The organism is Nostoc sp. DSM 114161, assembly GCF_052692665.1.
In genome coordinates, this window is record NZ_CP195141.1 from 209,709 (window position 1) to 227,583 (window position 17,875).

Genomic DNA, 17,875 nt, shown 5'->3' on the forward strand with positions numbered 1-17,875 from the left:
TTTTGAAATTGCTACCGTTACAAATTGTAGTTATTGGAGGTGGGGCAGCGGGGTTTTTTGGCGCGATCGCTTGTGCTAAAGTTAACCCTGATGCCCAAGTTACTTTAATCGAAGCCAGTCGCCAACCCCTAGCGAAAGTCCTAATTTCTGGTGGCGGACGCTGTAACGTCACTCACGCTTGCTTCGATCCTGGGGAATTAGTGCAAAATTACCCCAGAGGCGCCAAAGCCTTGCGGGGCGCTTTTACTCGGTTTCAAGCTCAAGATACAGTAGCTTGGTTTGCTAAACACGGAGTCCATTTAAAAACCGAAGCCGATGGTCGGATGTTTCCTGTTACCAATACTTCAGAAACAATTGTAGAGTGTTTAATTAAAGCGGCTGCGACATCTGGAGTCAAACTTCGCATCGGTACACCCGTAACTTCAGTAAAACGCACTTCCGAAGACCGCGGATTTGATATCCTGTTGAAGTCGGGAGAAACAATTAAATGCGATCGCTTACTTCTTGCTACTGGTAGTAGCTTAATAGGTTATAAAATTGCTAAGGAGTTAGGACATAAAATTGAATCGCCCGTTCCCTCTTTATTTACCTTCAACATTCTCGATCCAAAGCTGAGGGAGTTAGCAGGAATTAGTATTGACACCGTACAATTGCGGTTATCTGTAGGTGGAAAATCTCAACTACAACAAACCGGGCCGTTACTGATTACTCATTGGGGTTTGAGCGGCCCTGCTGTTTTAAAGCTTTCTGCCTGGGGTGCAAGAGTTCTAAACGAAAGCCGCTATCAAGCAAAATTATTAATTAATTGGTTGCCTCATTTGCAACAAGAACAAGTGCGACAACAAATTTTAGCAGTCAAGAATGAATGGGCAAAAAAAGCGATCGCATTGCATCGTGGTGTTGACCTGCCGCATCGTCTCTGGCAATATATAATTGCCCGCGCAGGTATTACCACAGAGGATCGTTGGGCGGGAATATCTAATAAAACGTTAAATCTGTTAGTTCAAGAACTCACTCAGGGGCAATATTTAATCAGTGGCAAAGGAGTTTTTAAAGAAGAATTTGTTACTTGTGGCGGTATCAATCTCCAAGAAGTAAACTTTCAAACAATGGAAAGTAAGTTAGTTCCTAAGCTGTATTTTGCTGGAGAAATTTTAGATATTGATGGTGTGACTGGCGGCTTTAACTTTCAAAGTGCTTGGACGACAGCATATTTAGCTGGTAATGCAATGGGAACTGAACTGTCGCGTATTTAATGCAGCAGATGTTTTTGTGTTGGCTGTTGATGTCTACAAATTATAGGGGTTTAGCAATCCTCATTGGTGTCAACTTAACGTGAAACCCTGATGAAAACGTGATGAGCAAGTTCTACTCACTTACCCTCAAGATGCGCGTTACCCCACCCCTCAATCCCCTCCCCTTGGCAAGGGGAGGGGATTGAGGGGTGGCGTAAACGGCTGTGTAACAAAGCTTTGAGCTTAAGTTGACACCAATGAGCAATCCTAAACCCCTACTACCTAGTAGCTATTTTCAAGTTAGATGTTCGTGCCGTCAATCATGCAACGAGGGCATGAAAATATTTCTTTTCCAGTCCCCAGTCCCTATTTTTAAAACAGGTATTGCCACGATGAAGAGATGTTGAATAAATGGCAAAATGACTGGAAATTGTTACTTAAAACGAGAATTTTGTTTACGACGTTGCTTATGCCTAGCAATTGCTTTGCGCTTCTCTTTTTCTATTGGAGTCTCGAAGTGACGTTTTTTTCTCATATCTTGGAAAATTCCTGCTTTAGAAACTTCCCGCTTAAATCTTCGTAAGGCTGATTCAATACCTTCATTCTCTCCTAAAACTACTTGTGTCATTCTCATTCCTCCTAAATATGGATGAATAATTGAAAATTAAATACAAAAAAAATATTCCAGCAGAGCCGAGCCTTTGCCTTTATCTGCTGGAGACTCTAGATGTGAAATTTTTAGGAATTAAGTTAGTAGTTTCTATTACGGCGAGCATTGCCGCCACCCCAGCTACCACGGGGAGAATTGCTTCTCTCTTCACGCGGTTTAGCTTTATTTACTCTCAAATCACGCCCCATCCATTCAGCACCATCAAGTGCTTCAATGGCAGCTTGTTCTTCTGCATCTGTTTGCATTTCTACAAAAGCGAACCCACGAGGCTTGCCTGTTTCTCTATCTGTAGGCAATTGAACGCGGGCTACTGTTCCGTATTCTGCAAATGCTCGCCTGAGATCGTCTTCCGTAACCTGATAGGACAGGTTACCAATGTAAATTGACATAGGAGTCTCCGAATTTAGGGAGTGTGGAGAGTTAAATTCGGAGAGACGCTTTTAAAAATCAAAACGAGTTACTCAACCGAACATAATCCTTATATGGATAAGTGTAGCACAGCCATTGAATATGCATTCACAGGGAATTTCATTTCCAAATAAAACTTTTAGGAAGGTATTCCAACCCTTCCAACGGCACGCTTTGGCTGTTTTTGCTGTGACAGTTTTAATTTCAAAAGCAAATCAGTATTAACTAGCGATCGCCGAGAAAATTAGTGTTTGGAAATTGAGATATGTACTAAGCGTTAAGGATTATTTACTAGTGGGCTTAATTATACCATAAATTACTATGTTAAAAGCGAAATTGAAAATATTTATCTCCAAATATCGCAAATAATTTTAGCTCTGGGCGAACTGGGCTAAAATCCTTTCTGCTTCTTTACACAGCACCTCGTGATATTCACCGTTACTAGCCAGCAAACCTCCCCATTGATTGATATCACCGGTGTTGTATTTTAACGGGGTACCATCGAAGTGAGTAAATTGACCTCCTGCTTCTGTTAATATCAGTTCTGGGGCTGCCATATCCCAATCTTTGGGAGCAGATTTACCAGACAGAGATATGTAAATTTCTGCTTGTTGTTCGACAATTGTGGCGATTTTACATCCGACACTGCCAACAGCTTTTTGATTTTGACAGGGTAAGTTTTGCAGTAGATAATTTAACCGTTGGTTGCGGTGAGAACGACTGACAACTAAGGTTAAATCTTCAATTCGTTTACCTGATGATACTTTTAGAGGAACAGAACCATCGCGGGTTTCTACAAATGTACCGCTTCCCTTTGTAGCATAATACAACTTTTGGGCTTCTGGAACTGCCACCACTGCTAACACTGGGCGTGTTTGTTTGACTAAAGCAATGTGAATTGCATATTCTCCAGTTTTTTCGATAAAGTCCCGCGTACCATCTAAAGGATCTATAATCCATACCCAAGGGGTAGAAGGTTGTGGAGACTTATTAAGGGATTGATAGGTTTCTTCGCTGATGTAAGTAAAATCTTCATTACCGAGACTTGCTTGTAGCTTTTCAAGAATATATTGACTGACAGCTACATCAGCAACGGTAACAGGTTCATTTTGTTTGTATTCTACTGCTAAATCAGGATCTTTAGCAGTGCCGTGGTAATAAGATCGCAGTATATCCGCGGCTTCCCAACCTATCTGACGAGCGATCGCTAACATTTCTTGTAAGTCTTGCATTAATGTAGCCTAATCTAACTTAAAAATATATAACCTCACTCCAAGGACACAGCTTGGCGTCCTTAGATAACATCCATCCAGCGGCGAGTCCCAAAAAATTGACAGGAATTAGCAGCGATATTTGCTGCTAGTGCCAGGGCATCAGTAAAACTTTCTTTTAAAATGTAGTGACAGAAGCCACCGTGAAAAATATCTCCAGATCCTAAGGTATCAGCGGCTTGAATTTGGGGCACATCTACAATACCAGTTTTATTGCAACTCAAGTATTGAATTGGTTGTTCTCCGTGAGTAATGGCGATATGAGGAATATTAAATTTGCTCAGATAAGCAAAAACTTCTTCTGAAGTTTCACAGTTAGGTGGATGAAAATTAGCCGAACAGATGGCGTAATCTACGAATGGTAGGATTTGCTCAAATCCAGGTTTCCAGCTACCACCATCGATGACTACGGGGATATTCTGGGCTTTGGCAATTTGCGCTATGGAGTAGCCAACAGCCATTTGATGTCCGTCAATTAGCACTATGGCAACATTTTCTAAAATATTTGCTGGGATGGATGCGCTACTGGCTTGAGTTTTCACAGCATTGATGGAAACCACAGCTCTTTGCCCCGTGGCTTGAGTAACAATAATTGAAGAGACTGGTGGTGCTAAATCGATGGTAGGCTCAAGATCGGCGATCGCCACTTGATAATTTGCCAAATCACCCCGAATTAACTGTGTGATTGGGTGAGAACCTAGCACACCCAAGACTGTAGCCCGATTGCCTAAATAGCTAAAAGTTACAGCCGCGTTTGTAGCTGGGCCACCTGCTGCAACACTATAGTCAATAGCAACAATTTTTTGATTATTCTCTGGGGGGGAGTCAGCGAGGTAAATCAAATCTAAGGTTACTAAGCCTACAAATAACCCATTAGTCATTAGTCATTAGTCATTTGTGTTGTTACAGACGCGATTAATCGCGTCTCTACTCTTAATTTTGTACAGAAGCGATTAATCGCGTCTCTTAACTCATGCAAACCGATCCCAAACCAAGAACACTGTACGTCGTTGGCACACCAATTGGCAACTTAGAAGATATGACTTTTCGGGCTGTGCGAATTTTGCAAACTGTGGATATTATTGCTGCGGAAGACACGCGCCACACAGGGAAATTGCTACAGCATTTTGAAATTAAAACACCCCAAGTAAGTTACCACGAGCATAATCGTACCAGTCGCATTCCAGAATTATTACAATATTTGGCGAATGATAAAGCGATCGCTCTAGTCAGCGATGCTGGAATGCCAGGAATTTCCGATCCTGGATATGAGTTAATTAAAGCTTGTATTCAAGCAGGTATTACTGTAGTTCCTATTCCTGGTGCAAGTGCAGCAATTACGGCTTTGAGCGCAGCCGGACTACCTACGGATCGGTTTGTTTTTGAAGGTTTTCTGCCAGCAAAAAGTCAACAGCGACGAGAACATCTAGAATCTTTACAAACAGAATTTCGCACATTAATTTTCTACGAATCGCCCCATCGGTTGCAAGATACTTTACAAGACTTATCAGAGATTTTGGGAAGCGATCGCCAAATCGTACTCGGACGGGAGTTAACTAAATTGTATGAGGAATTTTGGCGGGGAACAATTGCCGAAGCGATCGCCCACTACAACCAACGAGAACCCCAAGGGGAATATACTCTAATTGTTGCGGGAATTCCAGCTAGTCAACCCCAATTAACGCAAGAGGAATTAAAAGCCGAATTGAAACAATTAATCAGTCAAGGAATATCGCGATCGCAAGCTAGCCGTCAATTAGCAAAATTAACTTCACTTCCCCGTCGCCAAATCTATCAACTAGCTCTTTCTTTAGCCATTACCACTGATTCTTGAACAATTAATACTGCTTTTTTAAAGTTAAAGACTTTATATCTCTTTCTTCTTTTTTCGAGCGTCTCTGCTTGAAGTTTTCCTACTTATATGCACAATAATACCATCAAAAAAAATACCAAAAACTCGCCTTTACTTTTCTTAAGCACCTTAGCTATAGCTATCAGAATCTATAACATTAATTCGCCAATCATCGGCATTCATTCCTGGCGTCAGTCAGATACAGCAGCAATAGCTAGAAATTTTTATGAGAATGGTTTCAATTTATTTTATCCTCAAATTGACTGGGGAGGTAATTCTCCTGGTTATTGTGAAACCGAGTTTCCAATTTATTCATTTATCGTTGCTCTTCTTTACAGGTTTTTTGGAGTTAGAGAGTTTTGGGGAAGATTTTTCTCAATTATTTGTTTTTTAGTTGCTCTCTATTTTTTCTATCAGTTGATTATCAAAATTTTAGATAGCAAGACTGCATCTTGGTCTTGTTTATTTTTTGTAGTTTTACCTTTGAATGTCTATTATAGTAGAACTTTTCAACCAGAATCCATGCTGTTAATGTGTTCAGTTATCGGCTTATATTATTTTATTAATTGGCTCGACTTTGAAAAACAACAAGATTTGATTTTATCAGGTTATTTTGTCGCCTTAGCTTGTCTAATCAAATTTTTACCAATAATATATTTAGGAATACCGCTTTTTTACCTAGCATGGACTAAATATGGTATAAGAGTTTTTTCTCAAATATCATTGTGGATTTATAGCATCTTGATATTAATATGTGTTGCTATTTGGTATTACCACGCTCACCAAATATTTTTAGACTATGGCAATACTTTTGGTTTTTGGTCGGGTTCAAGCGATAGGTATAACTATAATATTGTACTTACCTTGCGTTTTTGGACAGAAATATTCTTTAGGACTGTTGTCAGGCATTTTGCTATTTTTGGCTTTCCCATATTTATATTAGGTTTATTACTTCCTAGAAAAAATAGACAAGAATATGTATTAGATATTTGGTTAATTTCAGTAATATTAACTTGGGTTTTAGTACCAACTACCAGTTTAGTTCATGAATATTATCAACTTCAATTTATGCTTCCAGCAGTGGTATTCATGGGTAAAGCTTGTAGTTACTATTTGGAACAAGCTACTGGGAAATTTAATTATAAGAAAGCTATAGTAGCGTGCTTATGTCTGACTGTAGCCGCTGGTTCTGTGATTTATACTGTTGATTACATGTTTAAAGAAAGAACAGAAAAATCGGCTGTTTTTCAATTTGCACAGCAAGTAAAACAAAAGACAGAACCGAAATCGCTAATAATTGCTACTAGTGGTAGCGACCCAACATTACTTTATTTATCGCATCGAAAAGGATGGCTAATTAACCACAATGATGTTAATGAAGAATATATTCTATCTAAAGCCAAATTAGGAGCTAAATATTTAGTAGGAAGTTTTAAATTTGTAGAAAGCTATAATTTATTTGTTGATGATAACCAAAAGCAAAAAGTTCAGAATTTTCTCGATAAATATCCCAATATTTTGAAAGATGGGATGAATTTTATTGCTAAATTACGCTGATTCCATAAAAGTAATGGCGCATCAGGCTAAAGCCTAACGCACCTAATTAAGATTTATGTCTTTCTGATTGTATTCTGAATTCTGACTGATGTTTTAATTTTTTGGAGCCTGAGCGTCGATTAAACAATTTCTCAATGTTTCAGCTAACACCTCTACGTCAGGTTCGCGGAGTAGAGAAAGGTGAGAACCGGGAATATAATGTATATCTAATCCACCGATAACTATGTCACCCCAACCAAATTGAGGATCGTATTGTATGCCTATACCTTCACCTCGGTTCTGGTCTTCAGTCCGCAACAGGATAGCTCGACCAGGGTAACTTGGATAAGTATATTGACTAATAGCTTGAGTATTCATGTCTATACTTTTTAAGTGTTTGTCGGTTTCAGGTAAATCAAGTTTGCCTTCCAAATAACGCTTATATGTATTTTGGAGACGGGATTTATTCCAATAGCTCCATCTCACAATCTTTTGCCAGAGGTAACCAACTCCTTGTTGAAGGATATTGTTTAAATGCAAGAAAATGCGTTTGAAAAATGGCGATCGCCAGCTATAACCAGGACGACAACTATCAAGGATAATTAAAATACCAATTTCTTCGCCTTGTTCGTGGAGTTGTCGAGCCATCTCGAAAGCAACTGCACCTCCAAAGGAATAACCTCCAAGAAAATAAGGGCCATGAGGTTGGAAGGTCTTAATCTCTTGAATGTAGTGCGCGGCCATATCTTCAACGCTTGTATGGAAAGGATGTTTTCCATCTAGTCCCTGTGGTTGTAGTCCGTAAAATGGTTGTTCGGAACCTAAATGTTGCGCCAATTCACGGAAACACAAGACTTCTCCACCAAGTCCGTGAACGCAGAAGAAAGGCGGCTTAGAACCATTGGGTTGAATTTCTACTAAGGATGACCAAGTAGCTTTTGATTTGTTTTTTACTGAAGTTTTATTTATTGCCAAATCTTCTTCAATGATGATTTTGGCTAAAGCTTCTACAGTACTTGACTGGAAGAGAATGGCAAGCGGCAGATTTTTATTAAATGTCTTCTCAATTTGCCAAAATAATTTCACTGCCAGTAGAGAATGCCCTCCTAATTCAAAGAAGTTATCTTGAATGCCGATGGGTTGCACGCCTAAAAGTTGTTCCCAAATTTCTGTTAGTTGGCGTTCCACTTCATTGCGGGGAGCAACAAAAGTTCCTTCTGGCTGTTGTCTTGATAAGTCCGGTGCAGGTAAAGCACGGCGGTTTACCTTGCCGTTGGGGGTTAGAGGCATGGCCTCTAGCAAAACGAAAGCTGAAGGTAGCATGTACTGTGGTAGTTTTGCCGAAAGGAAGTGCCGAATTTCACTAACCGTAGTTACCGAATCCGGATTTAGGATAATGTAAGCTACTAAACGCAGATCTCCTGGAACATCTTCACGAGCAATTACTACAGTCTGGAGTACATCTGGGTGTTGGGCTAACACTGTCTCAATTTCCCCTGGCTCAATGCGTATCCCACGGATTTTGACTTGATGATCTTTGCGACCAAGGATTTCTAGTGAACCATCGGGACGATAGCAACCGCGATCGCCCGTATAATACAGCAAATCTTCTTCGTTATTTCCAAAGGGATTTCTGACAAACCGAGAACGGTTTTCTTGCTGGGCATTGATGTAACCTAAACTCCGAAATGGAGTACGGATAACTATTTCGCCCGGTTCGCCAATGCCGCACGGTTGATGATTTGGTGTAAAAATTAGTGCTTGGGTTTCTGGTAATGACGAGCCTACTGGCTGTACTCCTTGCATACACTCAATAGGTACTCGGTAATAACATTTGGCCAGTGTTGTCTCCGTTGGCCCGTAGAGATTGACAATTTCCCCTGATTCTGGGAAAGCATCGCGCCACCGAAGTACAAGTGTTTCCTTGAGAGGTTCTCCAGCAAAAAATAACCAGCGTAAGTTACGTAGAAAAACTCCTGATGGCACATTCGCTAACCAAGATTGTGCCAGAGAAGGAACTGTGTGCAATACAGAAATTTGCTCGGCTTCCAAGTAACGCAAAATTTTAGTCGGTTCTAAGTTATCCCCTTCCTCTGGCAAACACAAAGTTGCACCGCTTGTTAGAGGTAAGAAAATATCTCTGAGGACGACATCAAAAGAAAGACCCGTCAATTGGGCAACGCGGTCTTGCTGACCAATTTTAAATGTCTGCCGCTGCCAGTTGAGAAAATGCGCCATTCCTTTGTGACACCCCAGCACGCCCTTAGGTACGCCAGTGGTACCAGAAGTAAAGAAAATATAAGCTGCATCGTCACCAGTGATTTGGGGCAAGTTTACGGTTTGAGTACTGCCTTGGGGTGAATTTATAATTTCTCCTGTATCTGGATTTACACAGATACTAATTAAAGATTCAGTTATGTCCCTGTCTTCTTGGGTTTGATTATTTATATATAATATGTATTTAGCTTTAGCTTCTCGTAGCATGAGCTGGTGGCGTTGGCTAGGCAGTTTCGCATCGAGTGTCAACAGCACACCCCCGCTTAAAAGCACACCAGTCATACTTGCAATCAGCCCAAAGCTGCGCGTCCCAAACACCGCCACCACATCTCCCCGCTGGAGTCCTTGGGATAATAAAGCCTGAGCTAAACCTTGAGCTATTTTCCCCAATTCCCCATAGTTCCAAGTCCGAGATCCTTGACGAAGTGCTGAATGTTCTGGCACAGAGTTCACCCAAGAGGTAAACATTGTTGTTACCAGTTCGTACTCTGGTTCAGGCAATACTGCTGTTGGTTCTGGCAGCAAAAATCGCGCTTGTGGTGTGACCAGAGAATACAAACTAATCTGGTTTCCTGGAGCAGTAACAATTTGATTCAATAAATGATGGAATTGATGCAGCATTTCCATCATCCGCTCTGGAGTAAACAAATCGGTATTGTAAACTAAATCAAGCTTGATTCCCTGGTTTTGTTCTGTAACATATAAAGTTAAGTCAAACTTGGAACCTGTTTCTAGCATTGGGATTGGTTCTACAGCCACCCCAGGTATTTCCAGTTGGATATCTCTCAAGTTGAGCATATTAAACCACACTTGAAACAGTGGGTTGCGGCTCGTATCCCGTTCTGGTTGCAGTTCTTCCACCAGTTTCTCGAAGGGCATATCTTGATGGGCATAAGCGCCTAAGGCCATTTGGCGGACTCGACTCAACACTGAGCGAAAACTAGGATCGCCAGAAAAATCAGTCCGTAAAACCACAGTGTTAATGAAAAATCCAATCAACCCTTCAACTTCAGAACGGTTACGTCCAGCAATGGGAGAACCAATGAGAATATCTTCTTGCCCAGTGTAGCGATGCAATATTGTGCCAAAGGCTGCCAGCAAGGTCATAAATAAGGTGACACCTTCCTGACGCGACAGTTCTGTGAGTGATACACCCAAGCTTTCGGGTAGCATTAATGACTGAGCCGCTCCTTGGTAAGTTTGCACTGGCGGCCGCGGTCGGTCAGTAGGCAATTCTAGTACAGTATTAGCGCCTGCTAACTGGGTTTTCCAGTAGTTTACTTGGTTGGAGAGGACTTCGCCCGACAACCATTGATGTTGCCAAGCAGCAAAATCGGCATATTGAATGGGTAATTTTGCTAATGGAGAAGGCTTACCATTTAAAAAAGCTTCATAAACGGCTGCTAACTGCTGCCAGAGAATACCCATTGACCAACCATCTGAGGCAATGTGGTGCATGACTAACAGAAGTATCTGCTCGCGTTCGTCTATTTGCAGCAAGCTAGCCCGCAACATCAAGTCAGATTCGAGGTTGAAGGGGGGTTGCGCTTCTTGAGTGAGGAAATATTTTGCTTCCTCCTGTGTGACTTTAATTAGCTTGAGTTCTACTGGTCGAGGGGCACTAATTACTTGTATGGGGCTACCATCGGGTGATTTAATAAAGTTTGTTCGCAGTGCTTCGTGATGAACAACGATCGCATCTAACGCCTGTTGCAATACATCCACATTTAACTCACCCGTTAAGCGCTGTGCATCTGAAATAATATATGCCCGGCTGTTGGGTTCCAACTGCTCTAAAAACCAAACTCGCTGCTGGGCAAAGGATAAGGGCGCTGCTTCTCGGTTGCCTATTTGCAAAATGGCTTGATTTTGGGAATTATTTCCTGGAATTTGGTTTTGAGCAATGGCTTCGGCTAAATTAGCGATCGTGGGATTTTCAAACAAAACTTGCAACGGTATTTCTATCCCGAAGGCTTGACGAACTCTAGACATCACTTGAGTAGCCAGCAGCGAATGGCCTCCCAATTCAAAAAAGTTATTGTGGATGCCTACTTGTTCCAAACGCAGAACTTTTGCCCAGATGTTTGCTAAGACTTCTTCTGTGGGATTCTGGGGTGGGACAAAGTTACTTAAATTAAAGTCGGATATATCAGCCGCAGGCAAAGCGCGGCGGTCTATTTTACCATTGGGGTTTAATGGCAAGCTATCTAAAAATACAAAATAAGCAGGCACCATGTATTCAGGCAGCCGACCTTGCAAAAACTGGCGTATTTCAACCTGAGTAGGAGTTTCCCCTGGTTTAGCAACAATATATGCCACCAGCCGCTTCTCGCCAGGAATATCTTCTCTGGCTATAACTAAAGTCTGCGTCAGCGCCGGATGTTGGTTGAGTACAGCTTCAATTTCTCCCAATTCAATCCGGAAACCGCGTATTTTCACTTGGTGGTCAATGCGGCCAACAAACTCGACATTACCATCGCTGTTGTAACGTGCTAAGTCGCCAGTTCTGTAAAGGCGTGCCCCTTCTTGAGAACTCAAAGGATCGATAATAAACTTTTCTTTTGTCAGTTCTGGACGATTAAGATAGCCCCGTGCCAAACCAATACCGCCAATATACAGTTCACCTGACTCACCAACAGGCACGGGTTGTAAATTTTCATCAAGGATGTAAATCTGGGCATTGGTAATGGGACGACCAATGGGAGCAATGGTGTAACTACTGCCCCGCTGGCAAGTCCAGAATGTGGTATCGATGGAAGCTTCTGTCGGGCCGTAACAATTGTGTAAAACATTGTCCAAATTCAATTGGGCAAAAAATCGGTCTATAAGTTCTACAGGTAAAGCTTCACCACCGCAGGTAACGTGTCTGAGAAGCCTGCAATTCTTAATTCCCTTTTCTTCCAATAAAACACGCAGCATTGAAGGTACCAAGGCTAGGACTGTGATTTGCTGCTCGGCGATCGCTTTTACAAGATAGCCAGCGTCTTGATGTCCGCCGGGGCGAGGTATAATTAATTGCCCCCCAAAGCACAACGGCCAGAATATCTGCCACACTGAAGGGTCAAAACTAAAAGAAATGGTCAATAAAACTTTGTCTGCGTCAGTTAATCTAAAGGTTGTTTGCCGCCAGTGCAATTGATTGCAGATTCCACGGTGAGGAATCATTACACCCTTGGGCTGTCCTGTAGAACCAGATGTGTAGATTACGTAAATTAAATTATCAAGCGTCGTCTGATTTACAGGATTTTCTTGGTTGTTTTGGATATTTTCTTGCAAAAGCAAGTCTAGACAAATTACTTGCGCCTGATGCGCTGGTAGGTTTTTGACCAATTTCTCTTGGGTTAACAACACTGGTGTTTGTGTATCTTCCAAGATGAAAGCTAAACGCTCTTTTGGATATGACGGATCTAAAGGCACATAAGCACCTCCAGCTTTGAGAATTCCCAACAGCCCTACAATCATCTCCAAGGAGCGCTCTAAACATATACCCACAAGTACTTCTGGCCCAACGCCTAATGTACGCAGATAGTGTGCTAGTTGATTTGCTCGTTGGTTTAACTGCTGATATGTAAGTTGCGTGTTTTCAAATACTACAGCAATTGCTTGGGGCGATCGCTCTACCTGGGTCTCAAACATTTGATGAATACACAGATTACCAGCAATTGTTTGGGTATCGCTGCATTCCTGCATAACTTCAGTACCAAAAATGTTAATTAAGGTATCTAACGGAATATTCTCTTTATCTTCTGAAGTATGGCTATCTATCTGCATTTTATATATAGCAACAATTTACTAAGGTCTCTGGTTATATTTGTGCTTTCGCTAAAGCCAAAGTTCGTATTAGTTTAATAATAATCGGGATATATTTATATTACTTAATTATTTGTATATTTGCGCTAAATTATATTTTGTAAGCTAGTAAAAAGCTGTATAAATAGTCAAAAAAATTTTTTAAAGCTTTTAAAATTAGCAAAATTTTCTGAGTTTTAATAGGGTTTTAATTCCAGCTTTGGCCTTGAATTATAATTTATACGTTCTGACAAAATTTGCCGTATTAAAATATATCAAATGTATCTATAATAGCTTACAAATACGTTTTTGTCTAAGTTTAGGTTTTAAAAAATAACAACTACATGACCAAATAAAAATAGATGTTTGAGTTTTATCTGAAAACTGAATTGCTGTTTTTAGTGACGTAATTTAGCAAATATGATAGTGGAATTACTTTATCCCTTTTTATCCCTTTTTATATTGACTGGTTGAGCAAAAAAATAATTATTACCGAATCTTCATTGTGTATCTGAGTATGTAAAATTACTGTAAAACCTTAGTATGAGTAGCTGCAATAATTACGGAAATTCAGTAGAATTTTTACATACGCACTTAATTGCGTAAGCCTGTAGTTTCTGACATAGAAAGCTAAATAAGTTCTAAATCTCATCTGAACCCAAAGAATAGCCAAAATAACTGACTCTACTAAAGGAGCAAAAATGCCTATAATGCAGATATAGCAAACCTTATACGTCTTAGACATACTTAATAGTGCTTCAATTTCTTAAAACTCATTTTTAGCGTTCCATATTTGCGGAACAATTTTATTGGTTTTGTAAAACCTACATCTTCTTTGTTGCACTCAGCCCAACAGGCTGCTCATTTGACAAGAGCAATTTCTTGATTGATGCAAGCCTCGGTTTTTACTGAATTTGCGTTCTCTTGTCTACTCAGAATGTTTAAGATTTGATACAAATCTAGCCAGAGTTTAAAGAAATGTAAATTTTTGTAACAAAGATCAAAATTTTTGATGCATTTCGTTATATGTTATGTCTGTATGTTTTTTTAATCAGTAATTATGCTTAAGCAAGCAATAAAGGCTTGAAGCAAAAGTGAAATAGTCTAGCTAAACATACTACATTAACTTCGTAAGGGGTATAATTTGTTCTGAAAGCCCAAATCTGTGAAAGAGCTTTGACGCCCCACTGAGTTAATGTATTAAGCAAATTACAAATGGTCTCCTGACCTGACATATCCAATTATTAATGTCAGGAACTGCATTGAACTATAGTTTAATTAAGACAAAATCCTTACCTTTAGATTAAAACCCAAAGTTTCGAGATGCTACGTTGTAAAAAATGCTGAAGGTTTGGATAAAGCTCGCACTGAGGCACTCGAATATATTTTTGCTAAATAAATTAACTTTACTCTTGAAAAGTGAGTAAATATTCAACAAAGAAGGTCAGGTTTGTTTCAAAGACATGTGAGATACTCCACTTGCATATATTTCCATCCAACTTTAACGACACCAAGTGTTACTAACTATGAGTAATCAAAGTATTGCAACAAACAATTTGAGTGAAGTGCCATTGGATCTACGTGCATCTTCAATTGTGAGAGTACGCAAAGGTTCGTGGTGGCTGAGACTAACAACACTATTTTTAGTAGATTGCACTCTTTTATCCTTAGCTTGGATTTTAGCTGGATACCAGTCTTCTTACGGTTTTACTTGGGGTAGCTCAATCCCTTATTTGCCGATATTAATGACTATTGGCATTCAAATAGGATCGCTAGCTCTCGAAGGTATTTACCGAGAGGGTCAAAAACGGTATGACTATCTGAATATTATTAAATCACTGACTTTTGCTCATGGATTAATACTGTTAGTTTGTTTGATATATCAGCCAATTATAGATATTACAAGTCCGAGTTTAATACTTTTGTCTTGGTTGCTCAGTACATTTTTTGTTTGTACTGGTAGATATAGTGTAAATCTAGTTCTGGAATATCTTCGTAAGCAAAAGAAAATAGTCCGTTCTTCTGTATTTATTATCTGCGATCCTCAAGACCACGAGCAAATAGCTAGCTTCATAAAAAAAGAGAAACATTACATTGTGTCTGGCACAGCAAATGCTAATGCCTTAGACAGATATCAACGCCAACAAACATTGAATCAACTCAATCAGCTAGGTGTAACAGAAGTCTTTATCTCTTGGGATGCTTTGAAGAATAGAATGTTTTTATGTTGGTTATTTCAAGCATCAGGTATACAAGTACACATTATACCGATGGAATTAAAACCAATTTATAGAAACGTAGAATTTAACAAAATAGGAGGAATGCCTTGTCTGAGCTTAGATTGTCCGATAATTACAGGTAAAGACTTCTGGATAAAGCGTACTTGTGATTTTTGTTTCGCCGCTTTATTCGTAATGTTAACATTTCCTATCTATATAGCTATAGCTATAGCTATAAAGTTGGATTCTTCTGGCACGGTATTTTACAAGCAAACTCGTATCGGTCTACATGGAAAACAATTCAAAGTATGGAAGTTTAGAACCATGAGATCTGATGCAGACAAATTGCAAAAGGAACTGGAAGCTTTAAATGAGACAAAAGACGGAATTATTTTCAAAATAAAAGACGATCCTCGCGTTACTCGTGTTGGAAAATTTCTGCGTCGTTACAGTTTAGACGAATTACCCCAACTCTTTAATGTGATCCTTGGAGAAATGAGTATAGTTGGGCCTCGTCCTTTGCCAACTAGGGATGTAGATAAGTTTTCCGAACACCATTTTATTCGACATGAAGTTTTACCTGGTGTTACAGGACTTTGGCAAGTTTCAGGTCGTTCAAATATTTTAGATTTTGAACAAGTCATAGCCCTGGATATGAGCTACATAGAAAATTGGTCGCTTAGTTTAGACTTTGAAATTCTCCTCAAAACAGTTATGGTGGTTTTGAAAAAAGAAGGCGCATACTAAAAGGAAATGAGTTGCTTTAGTTGAATTTAGATCGATTAATTAAAAAAATCATTATAAAAGCTCAACAAAGCATACTCTTTCTTTAACCTAAAACTATTTAGATAGTTCCTGTCTCAGTTACTTTGTTAAAGAAAGCAAAACTGACATATCAGTTGGTTCCAAGTAAAGATTTTTTTACCAAAAAATCGCAGAAAAAAGTTAATTTAAATACTTGGTATGTCTAATAGCCATAGAGTATCTGAGAAACCAGATTTTCACTTATGCCTTTTAAGATTGACAAATTATTATACAGAGATTTACGGTTTTACAGTTCTGAAATTTGATTGAAACTAACTAACTGTAACATAAGGAAATCAGTCGAGAAAAAATTCTAAAAATTAAGCTGATTACTATATGGTAAAAAACCGTAAACTAATAAGTAATTCCCTTTCAATGGTAGTTAATCGTTTAGCGCAAAGCATTACAGCCTTTGTGTTAACGGCATCTATCGCTCGCATATTAGGAGCCGAGGTCTTAGGACAATATCTACTAGCATTTACCTATTACTTTATATTTGTAAGCATTGCCTCACAGGGGTTAAAAACCTTATTTACTAGAGAAATAGCCCGCGAACCCGAAAGAACATCACTTTATTTAATAAGTGGAACCTGTTTGCAGTTAATTTTCAGTTGCTTGAGTTATGTAGTTTTGGTAATCATAGTATTTTTATTGCCCTACACTTCTGAAACTTCTACCGCTTGCTACATAATGGGTTTAACAATCATTCCGTTTTCGCTTTCCAATATTACTGAGGCAATTTTTCAAGCGAAAGAAAAAATGCATCTAATTGCCCTAGCAACAGTTCCAGTGTATGTAATACGTTTATTCATCATGCTCTGGGGGATGCAAAGGAATTACGGAGTTGATTTTTTAGCGGCAATTTTAGCGATCTCAGAATCAATTATTCTCGGTATTGAATGGATTTTGATCGCTAAACTTGTAAAACCCAAATGGGAAATTGATAGAGGCTTTATCTCGAAAACAATAAAAAATGCGCGTACATTCTTTGCTATTGAAGGACTAGCTGTAATCAACGCTCGAATTCAAATTTTGATACTTTCATTATCAGGAAGCGAGTTTTTAATGGGTGTTTATGGTGGAATTATACAATTATTTCAACCATTTTTAATCGTTGCAAATAGTATATGTATAGCAATGTTTCCAGGATTATCAAAGGCAGTGAACCAAGGGCGGGATAAACAGCGAAACATTATCGAAAAATGTATTGAAATTTTATTAACTATTGCATTACCTTTATGTGTTGGTTTGCTGTTTGTTGGTAAAGACTTACTAACTTTTATCTATAATCCTAGCTTTGTTCGAGGAAGTTTAGCTCTTAGTATTATTGCCATATCGTTAATTTTTCTTCCCTTCAATCAGTCATTATCTTTTTTACTTGTAGCAAATGGTTTTGAAATTGTAAATTTGCGCCAGGTAGCTATTAACACTATATTAGGAAGTTTATTAGGTTTGATATTAGTCTCCCAATATAACTTACTAGGTGCAGCAATAATGGCTTTGTTAATGAGTTTTATTGGTTTTAGCCAGTATTTATATTTCACTTATACTCTTGTATTTCCATTAAATTTATGGCGGATTATCCGCTCTCCTCTAATAATTAGTGTCTTAATAGCAGTTGTATTTATACTTTTAGGAACAATTCATTTGAATTTATTATTAACTATAGCGATCGCTACTTGCTGCTATATTCTATTCGTTAGCTTTTTGAGTATTCATGCTTTCGGTAAAATTCATGTTGCCTGGGAAAAACTCGTAAAAAGATGATCGATATTCTGGTCAATTTTATTGTATAACTAACTAGCAAAAAAATT

10 protein-coding genes are annotated in these 17,875 nt (G+C 39.1%); 5 read left to right on the forward strand and 5 right to left on the reverse strand.

Going from position 1 to position 17,875, the window contains the following annotated elements:
• The first annotated feature begins 8 nt into the window (after positions 1-8).
• Positions 9-1,256, forward strand: a complete 1,248-nt coding sequence (locus NSTC745_RS00905) for an NAD(P)/FAD-dependent oxidoreductase (protein WP_445638499.1) — start codon at positions 9-11, stop codon at positions 1,254-1,256.
• Positions 1,257-1,668: 412 nt separating this feature from the next.
• Here NSTC745_RS00905 and rpsU read toward each other — a convergent pair whose 3' ends face one another.
• The 4 genes from rpsU to NSTC745_RS00925 all read right to left on the reverse strand — a co-directional run bounded on the left by rpsU (position 1,669) and on the right by NSTC745_RS00925 (position 4,465).
• Positions 1,669-1,863, reverse strand: a complete 195-nt coding sequence (gene rpsU / locus NSTC745_RS00910) for a 30S ribosomal protein S21 (protein ID WP_096537023.1) — start codon at positions 1,861-1,863, stop codon at positions 1,669-1,671.
• Positions 1,864-1,985: 122 nt separating this feature from the next.
• Positions 1,986-2,294: an RNA recognition motif domain-containing protein gene (locus NSTC745_RS00915; RefSeq protein WP_096537022.1), complete on the reverse strand. Its 309-nt coding sequence runs from the start codon at positions 2,292-2,294 to the stop codon at positions 1,986-1,988.
• A 390-nt stretch (positions 2,295-2,684) separates the two neighbouring features.
• Positions 2,685-3,545 (reverse strand): 3'(2'),5'-bisphosphate nucleotidase CysQ family protein, encoded by an 861-nt coding sequence (locus tag NSTC745_RS00920; RefSeq protein ID WP_445635494.1) that lies wholly within the window; start codon positions 3,543-3,545, stop codon positions 2,685-2,687.
• A gap of 62 nt (positions 3,546-3,607) precedes the next feature.
• On the reverse strand, positions 3,608-4,465 hold the full coding sequence (locus NSTC745_RS00925) for a sugar kinase (RefSeq protein WP_445635495.1): 858 nt from the start codon (positions 4,463-4,465) through the stop codon (positions 3,608-3,610).
• A 92-nt stretch (positions 4,466-4,557) separates the two neighbouring features.
• Here NSTC745_RS00925 and rsmI point away from each other — a divergent pair, with 92 nt between their 5' ends.
• Both rsmI and NSTC745_RS00935 read left to right on the forward strand, forming a co-directional pair.
• Positions 4,558-5,418 (forward strand): 16S rRNA (cytidine(1402)-2'-O)-methyltransferase, encoded by an 861-nt coding sequence (rsmI, locus tag NSTC745_RS00930; RefSeq protein ID WP_445635496.1) that lies wholly within the window; start codon positions 4,558-4,560, stop codon positions 5,416-5,418.
• 87 nt (positions 5,419-5,505) lie between these two features.
• A complete protein-coding gene (locus tag NSTC745_RS00935) occupies positions 5,506-6,993 on the forward strand; it encodes an ArnT family glycosyltransferase (RefSeq protein WP_445635497.1) in 1,488 nt (495 codons plus the stop codon).
• Positions 6,994-7,086: 93 nt separating this feature from the next.
• Here NSTC745_RS00935 and NSTC745_RS00940 read toward each other — a convergent pair whose 3' ends face one another.
• Positions 7,087-13,020, reverse strand: a complete 5,934-nt coding sequence (locus NSTC745_RS00940; RefSeq protein ID WP_445635498.1) for an amino acid adenylation domain-containing protein — start codon at positions 13,018-13,020, stop codon at positions 7,087-7,089.
• A gap of 1,544 nt (positions 13,021-14,564) precedes the next feature.
• Here NSTC745_RS00940 and NSTC745_RS00945 point away from each other — a divergent pair.
• Both NSTC745_RS00945 and NSTC745_RS00950 read left to right on the forward strand, forming a co-directional pair.
• Positions 14,565-16,004: a sugar transferase gene (locus NSTC745_RS00945; protein WP_445635499.1), complete on the forward strand. Its 1,440-nt coding sequence runs from the start codon at positions 14,565-14,567 to the stop codon at positions 16,002-16,004.
• 432 nt (positions 16,005-16,436) lie between these two features.
• On the forward strand, positions 16,437-17,828 hold the full coding sequence (locus NSTC745_RS00950; protein WP_445635500.1) for an oligosaccharide flippase family protein: 1,392 nt from the start codon (positions 16,437-16,439) through the stop codon (positions 17,826-17,828).
• Positions 17,829-17,875: the final 47 nt, after the last annotated feature.